Below are 659 nucleotides of genomic sequence, written 5' to 3' on the forward strand. Positions count from 1 at the left end.
GTCAACACCACCCAAGAGCATAATGATGGCTTGCTTCATCCTTTTTGATTGGATGAAAAGAATTTATTTAAAGGTGACTTTAATGAGCGTATTACGCCGACTAACTCTGCTGACTTTACCATTCTTTATTACCGCGTGTGGTGCGGAAGAAAGTCAGGCAAAAACCGAAACTCCTGCACAACAGGCTGCGCCAACTGCGCAACAACACTTTGATGAAGCGGCGCTAAAAGCGAAGTTCTCGAAACTAGGTCTGTCTATTATTGATATTCAACCTTCAGACGTGGCGGGCTTGCTAGAAATTCAAACCAATGGCGGCATATTGTTTGCGTCAAACAATGGCGATCACTTTATTGCAGGTACGCTATACGCGATTGATGACAACGGCGGTTACAAAGACGTACTTGCAGAACGCCAAGCGCCTTTGAATGCTGAGAAAATTGCTAAGTTTGCAGACAGCATGATCGAATACAAAGCGGACAACGAAAAGTACGTGGTGACGGTATTTACTGACATCACTTGTGGCTACTGTGTTCGTCTACATAACCAAATGCAGGGCTACAATGATCTAGGTATTACTGTGCGTTACATGGCATACCCTCGCCAAGGTGCGACAGGGCCTGTTGCTGAGCAAATGGCAACGATTTGGTGTGCAGAAGATC

General features: G+C 45.4%; 1 protein-coding gene. It reads left to right on the top strand.

Annotated features, from left to right (window positions below; genetic code table 11):
* Positions 1-82 precede the first annotated feature (82 nt).
* Positions 83-659 (top strand): disulfide isomerase DsbC N-terminal domain-containing protein (locus R7R78_RS26940; protein ID WP_225474711.1); only part of this gene is annotated, 577 nt, incomplete at its 3' end.

This window comes from Vibrio sp. 2134-1, assembly GCF_033339495.1.